The organism is Isoptericola sp. NPDC057191 (assembly GCF_042670225.1).
GTDB lineage: Bacteria > Actinomycetota > Actinomycetes > Actinomycetales > Cellulomonadaceae > Isoptericola.
The window spans coordinates 1-8,273 of sequence record NZ_JBHUWC010000181.1 but is presented as its reverse complement, the minus strand read 5'-3'; the positions used below and the strand labels follow the sequence as shown (position 1 = coordinate 8,273).

At 71.5% G+C, this 8,273-nt stretch carries 7 protein-coding genes; all 7 read left to right on the top strand.

Annotated features, from left to right (window positions below):
• The first annotated feature begins 2 nt into the window (after window positions 1-2).
• The 7 genes from ACFT55_RS17150 to gap all read left to right on the top strand — a co-directional run bounded on the left by ACFT55_RS17150 (window position 3) and on the right by gap (window position 8,214).
• Window positions 3-914: a carbohydrate ABC transporter permease gene (locus tag ACFT55_RS17150; RefSeq protein ID WP_380245054.1), complete on the top strand. Its 912-nt coding sequence runs from the start codon at window positions 3-5 to the stop codon at window positions 912-914.
• Complete coding sequence (locus ACFT55_RS17145; RefSeq protein WP_380245053.1) at window positions 911-1,810, top strand: carbohydrate ABC transporter permease; 900 nt, start codon at window positions 911-913, stop codon at window positions 1,808-1,810. The genes ACFT55_RS17150 and ACFT55_RS17145 overlap by 4 nt, the downstream gene beginning before the upstream one ends.
• 66 nt (window positions 1,811-1,876) lie before the next feature.
• Window positions 1,877-3,979 carry an excinuclease ABC subunit UvrC gene (uvrC, locus tag ACFT55_RS17140; RefSeq protein ID WP_380245052.1) on the top strand — a complete coding sequence of 701 codons (2,103 nt, stop codon included), beginning with the start codon at window positions 1,877-1,879 and terminating at the stop codon, window positions 3,977-3,979.
• On the top strand, window positions 3,976-4,911 hold the full coding sequence (gene rapZ, locus ACFT55_RS17135; RefSeq protein WP_380245051.1) for an RNase adapter RapZ: 936 nt from the start codon (window positions 3,976-3,978) through the stop codon (window positions 4,909-4,911). The genes uvrC and rapZ overlap by 4 nt, the downstream gene beginning before the upstream one ends.
• A complete protein-coding gene (gene yvcK / locus ACFT55_RS17130) occupies window positions 4,908-5,876 on the top strand; it encodes a uridine diphosphate-N-acetylglucosamine-binding protein YvcK (RefSeq protein ID WP_380245050.1) in 969 nt (322 codons plus the stop codon). Before rapZ ends, yvcK begins: the two co-directional genes overlap by 4 nt.
• Window positions 5,877-5,927: 51 nt before the next feature.
• Window positions 5,928-6,908, top strand: a complete 981-nt coding sequence (gene whiA, locus ACFT55_RS17125) for a DNA-binding protein WhiA (RefSeq protein WP_380245049.1) — start codon at window positions 5,928-5,930, stop codon at window positions 6,906-6,908.
• Window positions 6,909-7,209: 301 nt separating this feature from the next.
• Complete coding sequence (gene gap, locus ACFT55_RS17120; RefSeq protein WP_380245048.1) at window positions 7,210-8,214, top strand: type I glyceraldehyde-3-phosphate dehydrogenase; 1,005 nt, start codon at window positions 7,210-7,212, stop codon at window positions 8,212-8,214.
• Window positions 8,215-8,273 lie beyond the last annotated feature (59 nt).

Here is an 8,273-nt window from a genome sequence, read left to right as displayed (position 1 = left end):
GCGTGAGCTTCTTCGTCGTCTGCCTGGGTATCCCGCTGGCGCTCTTCCTGGTCTTCGTCATCTGGCCGTTCGTCCAGGCCGTGTTCTACGCGTTCACCGACTGGTCGGGGTTCACTGCCGACTTCAACATCATCGGCCTGGGCAACTTCACCACCCTCGTGCAGGACCCGCGGTTCATCAACGCGGTCGGCAACAGCGTCATGTTCGGCATCTTCATCCCGCTCGTCACCATCGCGATCGCGCTCGCGTTCGCGATCCTCATCACGGTGGGCGGGTCCGGCAAGGGGCAGGTCCGCGGTGTCCGCGGGTCCGGGTTCTACCGCGTCGTCTCGCTCTTCCCGTACGTCATCCCGGCGATCGCGGTCGCGATCATGTGGCGCCTGATCCTCGACCCGAGCAACGGGCTCGTCAACGGGATCCTCACGGGGCTCGGGCTCGACCGCTTCGAGTCCTTCGCCTGGCTGGGCAACGTCGGCACGGCGATGCCCGTGACGATGTTCGTGGTCGTGTGGGGCTTCGTCGGGTTCTACATGCTGCTGTTCATCGCGGCGATCAAGAGCGTCCCCTCGGAGATCTACGAGGCCGCGCGGATCGACGGCGCAGGCCGGTGGCGCACCTCGTGGTCCATCACCGTCCCCCTGATCCGGGACAACGTGCAGACCGCGTACATCTACCTCGGCATCATCGCGCTCGACCTGTTCGTCTACGTCCAGGGGCTCAACCCGCAGGGCGGGCCCGACAACAGCACGCTCGTGATGTCGCAGCAGCTGTTCCGCTCGGCGTTCACGGAGGGGAAGTTCGGTTACGCCAGCGCCATGGGCGTGGCGATGGCCATCGTCACCCTGGTGTTCGCCGCGCTGGTGTTCACGGTGAACCGCCTGACCGGCGGACGGGACGAAGGGGGCCGTCGATGACCGCCAACACTCAGGTGGCGCCCGGGACGGCGCCCGCCGAGCCGCGGATGAAGGCCGCGCGGACCGGCGGCGGCGACAAGGTCGTTGCCGGCGTCTCGCACACCGTCCTGGTGATCTGGTGCATCCTCGTCATCGCGCCGATGGTGTGGGTGCTCATCGGCTCCTTCAAGACCAGCTCCGAGATCTTCGCCTCGCCGTTCTCCCTGCCGGCGCACTGGTCGTTCACGAACTACGTGCACGCGTGGGTGGACGCCGAGATCGGCCGGGCGTTCGTCAACACGATCGTCGTGGTCGGGGCGGCCCTGGTGCTCGTCATGCTCCTCGGTGCGATGTGCGCCTACGTGCTCGCCCGGTTCGAGTTCCCCGGCCGGCGGGCGATCTACTACCTCATGCTCGCCGGGCTCACGTTCCCGGTGTTCCTGGCGATCGTCCCGCTGTTCTTCGTGCTGCAGAACGCCGGCCTGCTCGGGACGCTGCCCGGGCTGATCGTCGTGTACGTCGCGTTCGCGCTGCCGTTCACGGTGTTCTTCCTGTACTCGTTCTTCCGGGGCCTGCCGGACGAGATCGCGGAGGCGGCGGCGATCGACGGTGCCGGCAACTGGCGCACGTTCTTCCAGGTGATGCTCCCGATGGCGACGCCGGGCATGGCGTCGGTCGCGATCTTCAACTTCCTGGGTCTGTGGAACCAGTTCATCCTCCCGATCGCGCTGAACCCGCAGGCGGAGAACTACGTGCTCTCGCAGCGCCTCGCGGCGTTCGTGTCGTCGGCCGGGTACGCGGTCGACTTCGGGGCGATGTTCGCTGCCGTCGTGGTGACGATCGTGCCGGTGCTGATCGCCTACCTGATCTTCCAGCGTCAGCTCCAGGGGTCGGTCACGGCCGGCACGATGAAGTAGCGCGGCCCCCGGCCGGGCGGTCGGTCGACAGGAGGAGTCGTCGGTGGCCTGACCTAGGCTGACGGCATGGCCGATCCTGCGACCTACCGCCCGAAGCCGGGGGAGATCCCCACGTCGCCCGGCGTCTACCGGTTCCGCGACCCGCACGGCCGCGTGATCTACGTGGGCAAGGCCAAGAACTTGAGGGCGCGGCTGTCGAACTACTTCCAGGACGTCGCGCACCTGCACCACCGCACGCAGACGATGGTGACCACGGCGGCGTCCGTCGAGTGGACGGTGGTGGGCACCGAGGTCGAGGCTCTCGCCCTCGAGTACTCGTGGATCAAGGAGTACGACCCGCGCTTCAACGTGAAGTACCGGGACGACAAGTCGTACCCGTACCTCGCGGTCACGATGGCGGAGGAGGTGCCCCGCGCCCAGGTGATGCGCGGGGCGAAGCGGCGCGGCACGCGGTACTTCGGCCCCTACGGGCACGCGTGGGCGATCCGGGAGACGCTCGACCTGCTGCTGCGGGTGTTCCCGATCCGCACCTGCTCCTCCGGGGTCTATCGACGCGCCCACCAGACGGGCCGGCCCTGCCTGCTCGGGTACATCGACAAGTGCTCGGCGCCCTGCGTGGGGCGGATCAGCGTCGACGACCACAAGCAGCTCGCGCAGGACTTCTGCGACTTCATGGCAGGGGACACCCAGCGGTTCGAGCGACGCCTCACCGCGCGGATGAACGAGGCGGCCGCGTCGATGGAGTACGAGCAGGCAGCACGCCTGCGCGACGACATCCAGGCGCTGCGCCGCGCCACCGAGAAGAACGCCGTGGTGCTGCCCGACGCGACGGACGCCGACGTCTTCGCCCTCGCCGGGGACGAGCTGGAGGCGGCGGTCCAGGTGTTCCACGTGCGCGGCGGGCGCATCCGCGGCCAGCGCGGCTGGGTCGTGGAGAAGGTCGAGGACGTCACGGACGCGGAGCTGGTCGAGCACCTGCTCCAGCAGGTCTACGGCGCCGTGGAGGACGCGCGAGCCGCGGCGGACGGCTCCGGGGACGCGTCCGCCGACGCCGCAGCCGACGCAGCCGCCCGTCGCGAGGCTCGCGACGCGGTGCCGCGGGAGGTCCTCGTCCCGGAGCTGCCGCCCGACCCGGCACAGATGACCGCGTGGCTCTCCGGGCTGCGCGGAGCTCGGGTGGAGCTGCGCGTGCCGCAGCGCGGCGACAAGCGGGAGCTCGCCGGGACCGTCCGCGCCAACGCCGAGCACGCGCTGGCGCTCCACCGCACCCGGCGGGCCGGGGACCTCACCACCCGCAGCCAGGCGCTGCGGGAGATCCAGGAGGCGCTGGGACTCGAGTCGGCGCCGTTGCGCATCGAGTGCTACGACGTCTCCCACACCCAGGGGACCTACCAGTCGGCGTCGATGGTCGTGTTCGAGGACGGGCTGCCGCGCAAGAGCGAGTACCGCACGTTCTCGGTGCGCGGCCCCGAGGGCGACGGCGCGCGCGACGACACGGCGGCGATGCACGAGGTGATCACACGCCGGTTCCGGCGGTACCTCGCGGACCGGCTGGCGGCGGGCGACCTGGAGCTCGACGACGGCGACGACCGCGAGGGGGGCGACAGCCCGGACGGTGTCGCCCGCCCCCGGTCCGGTCCCGTGCCCGCCGAGGAGCCGGGGGAGCGCAAGCGCTTCGCGTACCCGCCGAACCTCGTCGTGGTCGACGGCGGGCCTCCCCAGGTCGCGGCGGCGCAGCGCGCCCTGGACGAGCTCGGCGTCACCGACGTCGCGCTGTGCGGTCTCGCGAAGCGGCTGGAGGAGGTCTGGCTGCCCGGCGAGGACTACCCGGTCATCCTCCAGCGCTCGTCGGAGGGGCTCTACCTGCTCCAGCGCGTGCGCGACGAGGCGCACCGGTTCGCGATCACGCAGCACCGTCGCCGGCGGAGCAAGGGCATGACGGCGTCAGTCCTCGACGACGTCCCGGGCCTCGGCCCCGCGCGCCGCAAGGCGCTCCTGAGCACGTTCGGATCGGTGAAGCGGCTGCGTGCGGCCGGGGTGGACGAGATCGCGCAGGTGCCCGGGATGGGGCGACGCACGGCAGAGGCGGTCGTGGCGGCCCTCGCCGCCGACGGGGGCAGCGCGCCCTCGAACCAGGACGGACCGGCGACTGGCATGCTGGGCGCATGAGCGAGCCGTCGCCCACCACCGTCCCGCAGGGCATCCCCGAGATCGAGGCTGCGACGCACGCCCCCGAGTCGCCGGAACCGGAGGTGCTGATCATCACGGGCATGTCCGGGGCCGGCCGGTCGCGGGCCGCCGGCGTCCTGGAGGACCTCGACTGGTTCGTCGTCGACAACCTCCCGCCGCTGATGATGGTGCCGCTCGTGGACCTCATGACGCGGGCGGGCTCGTCCGTCGAACGCCTGGCCGTGGTGGTCGACGTCCGCGGCCGCGAGTACTTCGCCGAGCTCACCCGCGCGCTCCTGCACCTGCGCGAAGCAGGCGTGAACTACCGGATCCTCTTCCTCGACGCGCGCGACGAGACCCTCGTGCGCCGGTACGAGAGCGTCCGGCGCCCCCACCCCCTGCAGGGCGAGGGACGGATCCTGGACGGGATCGGCGAGGAGCGCCGTCGGCTCGCGTCGATCGAGGAGCGCGCCGACGTCGTGATCGACACCTCGGAGCTGTCGGTCCACGACCTCGCCCGCGAGGTGCGCGCCGCCGTGGCCGACGGAGCCCCCGACGCGCTCCGCGTCAACGTGCTCGCCTTCGGGTTCAAGTACGGCCTGCCGCTGGACGCCGACCACGTCGTGGACGTGCGCTTCCTGGCGAACCCCTACTGGATCACGGAGCTGCGGCACCTGACCGGCCGCGACGCCCCCGTGCGGGAGTACGTGCTGGACCGGCCCGGGGCGCGGGAGTTCGTGGACCGCTACGTCGCCGCGCTCGAGCCGGTCCTGGCCGGGTACCTGGCGGAGGAGAAGCGGTACGTGACGATCGCCGTCGGCTGCACCGGCGGCAAGCACCGGTCCGTCGCGATCGCGGGCGAGATCGCCCAGCGGCTGCGCGACGCCGGGCAGCGCGTCACCCTCACCGCACGCGACCTGGGGAAGGAGTGACGACGCCGGCCCAGAGCCAGGGGGCGCTCGCGGTCACGGCGCTCGGCGGCGGTCACGGCCTGTACGCGAGCCTGTCCGCGCTGCGGCTGATGTCGGACCGGCTCACCGCGGTGGTGACGGTCGCGGACGACGGCGGCTCGTCCGGGAGGCTCCGCGACGAGCTGGACGTCCTGCCGCCGGGCGACCTGCGCATGGCGCTCGCGGCGCTGTGCGACGACTCGGAGTGGGGGCGCACCTGGAGCGACCTGCTGCAGCACCGGTTCGTGTCGGGTGGCAGCCTCGACAAGCACGCCATGGGCAACCTGATGATCGTGGCGCTGTGGGACCTGCTGGGCGACACGGTGACCGGGCTCGACTGGGTCGCGAACCTGCTGGGGGCGCGCGGGCGCGTGCTGCCCATGGCGTCCGTCCCCCTGGTGGTCGAGGCGGACGTCCGGCGGGACGGCGCGGCGACGCTGGAGACCGTGGTCGGGCAGTCACGGGTGGCGGTGACCGGGGGGCGGATCGAGCAGCTCCGGCTCGTGCCGGAGGACCCACCGGCCTGCCCGGAGGCCGTGGAGGCGGTGCGGACCGCCGACTGGGTCGTGCTGGGCCCGGGGTCCTGGTACTCGTCGGTGCTGGTGCACCTGCTGGTCCCGGAGCTCGCCAGGGCCCTGCACGAGACGGATGCGCGGGTCTGCGTGACGCTCAACCTGGCTGCGGAGCGTGGCGAGACGCAGGGGCTGACGGCCACCGACCATCTGGAGGCGCTGCACCGGCACGCCCCGGACCTGCGCGTGGACGCCGTGCTCGCCGACCCGTCCGCGGTGGAGGACGTCGACGAGCTCGCGGACGCCGCAGGGATGCTCGGGGCGCGGCTGCTCATGCGCCAGGTGCGGCGCGGCGACGGCTCGGCCCGGCACGACGCGCTGCGTCTCGCCGCGGCGTACCGGGACGTCTTCGAGGGCGTCTACGGGGACGTCTGAGCCGTTCCGGCCTGCGCCGAGGTTCCTTCCCGCGCGTGGCAGGATGACGCCATGGCGCTGACGGCAGAGGTGAAGGACGAGCTCACGCGGATCAAGGTGACCCGGACGTCGTGCCGCAAGGCCGAGGTCTCGGCGACGCTGCGCTTCTCCGGCGGGCTGCACATCATCTCCGGCCGCGTGGTCATCGAGGCGGAGCTGGACGACGAGGCGGCAGCGGCACGGCTGCGACAGTCGATCACGGAGCTGTACGGGCACGTCAGCGACCTGATCGTCGTGCAGGCCGGCGGCCTGCGCAGGAACAACCGGTACGTGGTGCGCGTGGTGCGCGACGGCGAGTCGCTGGCCCGCCAGACCGGGCTGCTCGACTCCCGAGGACGCCCGGTGCGTGGCCTCGCGCCGGAGGTGGTGTCTGCGGGCGTCGCCGAGGCGGAGGCCGTGTGGCGGGGCGCGTTCCTCGCGCACGGCTCGCTGACGGAGCCGGGACGCTCGATGGCGCTGGAGGTCACGTGCCCGGGACCGGAGGCGGCGCTCGCCCTCGTCGGGGCCGCCCGCCGCCTCGGCGTGCAGGCGAAGTCGCGCGAGGTGCGCGGCGTGGACCGCGTGGTGGTGCGTGACGGCGAGGCGATCGGCGAGATCCTGCGCCGGATGGGTGCGGTCGCGACCCGCGAGGTCTGGGAGGAGCGGCGCGCGCGTCGCGAGGTCCGGGGCACCGCGAACCGCCTCGCGAACTTCGACGACGCGAACCTGCGCCGTTCGGCGCGGGCGGCGGTCGCGGCCGGCGCCCGCGTGCAGCGTGCCTTCGAGATCCTCGGCGACGAGGTGCCGGACCACCTGCGCCAGGCGGGCGAGCTGCGTCTGGCGCACAAGCAGGCGTCGCTCGAGGAGCTCGGCCAGCTGGCGGACCCGCCGCTGTCGAAGGACGCCGTCGCCGGCCGGATCCGCCGCCTCCTGTCGACGGCCGACAAGCGGGCGCTCGACACGGGAATCCCGGACACGGAGTCGGGCCTGAGCCCCGACCTGCTCGACCTCTGAGGCGTGCCGGGCGGGCGTGGCAGCGCCACCGTCCGCCCGGTGGGGGAGCGCGGACGGTCGCCGTCCATATGGTCAGACCACACGTCTCACGGGGACGCCGAGGGTCGGCGGCACCACCGGTTCGGGTATAGGCTCATGGCGTCAGGTGACGACGACGTGACCCAAGGCTGACCGCCCGGAGGAAGACGTCGGGGGTCCCACGGGTCGCGACGTGAATCATCAGCGTGCCCCACGTGGCGCGCGGAAGTCGGCATCAACCGTGTGCGCCGGATCCCACCGGCGCGCCCTGAGGAGGGCAATCGTGACCATCCGCGTCGGGATCAACGGCTTCGGTCGGATCGGACGGAACTTCTACCGCGCTCTCGTGGAGTCGGGTGCGGACATCGAGGTCGTCGGCGTCAACGACCTGACCGACAACAAGACTCTGGCCCACCTGCTCAAGTACGACACGGTGCTCGGCCGCTTCCCGAAGTCGGTCGACTTCGACGACGACAACATCATCGTCGACGGCCACAAGATCCGTGCGCTCGCCGAGCGCGACCCCGCCAACCTGCCCTGGGGCGAGCTGGGCGCGGACATCGTCATCGAGTCCACCGGCTTCTTCACGGACGCGACGAAGGCCAAGGCGCACATCGACGCCGGCGCCAAGAAGGTCATCATCTCCGCCCCGGCGAAGAACGAGGACGCGACCTTCGTCATGGGCGTGAACAACGACCAGTACGACGCCGCCGCGCACCACATCATCTCGAACGCGTCGTGCACCACGAACTGCCTGGCCCCGCTGGCCAAGGCGCTGAACGACTCGATCGGCATCGAGCGCGGTCTCATGACCACGATCCACGCCTACACGGGTGACCAGAACCTGCAGGACGGCCCGCACAAGGACCTCCGCCGCGCCCGTGCCGCCGCGCAGAACATCGTGCCGACCACGACCGGTGCCGCCAAGGCGGTCGCCCTGGTGCTCCCCGAGCTCAAGGGCAAGCTGGACGGCTACGCCCTGCGCGTCCCGGTCATCACCGGCTCGGCCACGGACCTCACGTTCGAGGCGCCGCGCGAGGTGACGGTCGAGGAGGTCAACGCCGCGGTCAAGGCCGCCGCCGAGGGCCCGCTCAAGGGTGTGCTCGAGTACGTCGAGGACGACATCGTCTCCTCGGACATCGTCACCGACCCGCACCAGAGCATCTTCGACTCGAAGCTGACCAAGGTGATCGGCAACCAGGTCAAGGTCGTCTCCTGGTACGACAACGAGTGGGGCTACTCCAACTCGCTCGTCGCGCTGACGGTCTTCGTCGGCGAGAAGCTCTGACGACTCCGGCGCCCGACACCGCTCGAGCGTGAGTCACGACGTCCGCGTGCGCGCCGAAC

Coding starts and splice junctions, on each gene's coding strand:
- whiA (WP_380245049.1), top strand. CDS start 5,928: ATGGCGCTGACGGCAGAGGTGAAGGACGAGCTCACGCGGATCAAGGTG.
- ACFT55_RS17145 (WP_380245053.1), top strand. CDS start 911: ATGACCGCCAACACTCAGGTGGCGCCCGGGACGGCGCCCGCCGAGCCG.
- uvrC (WP_380245052.1), top strand. CDS start 1,877: ATGGCCGATCCTGCGACCTACCGCCCGAAGCCGGGGGAGATCCCCACG.
- rapZ (WP_380245051.1), top strand. CDS start 3,976: ATGAGCGAGCCGTCGCCCACCACCGTCCCGCAGGGCATCCCCGAGATC.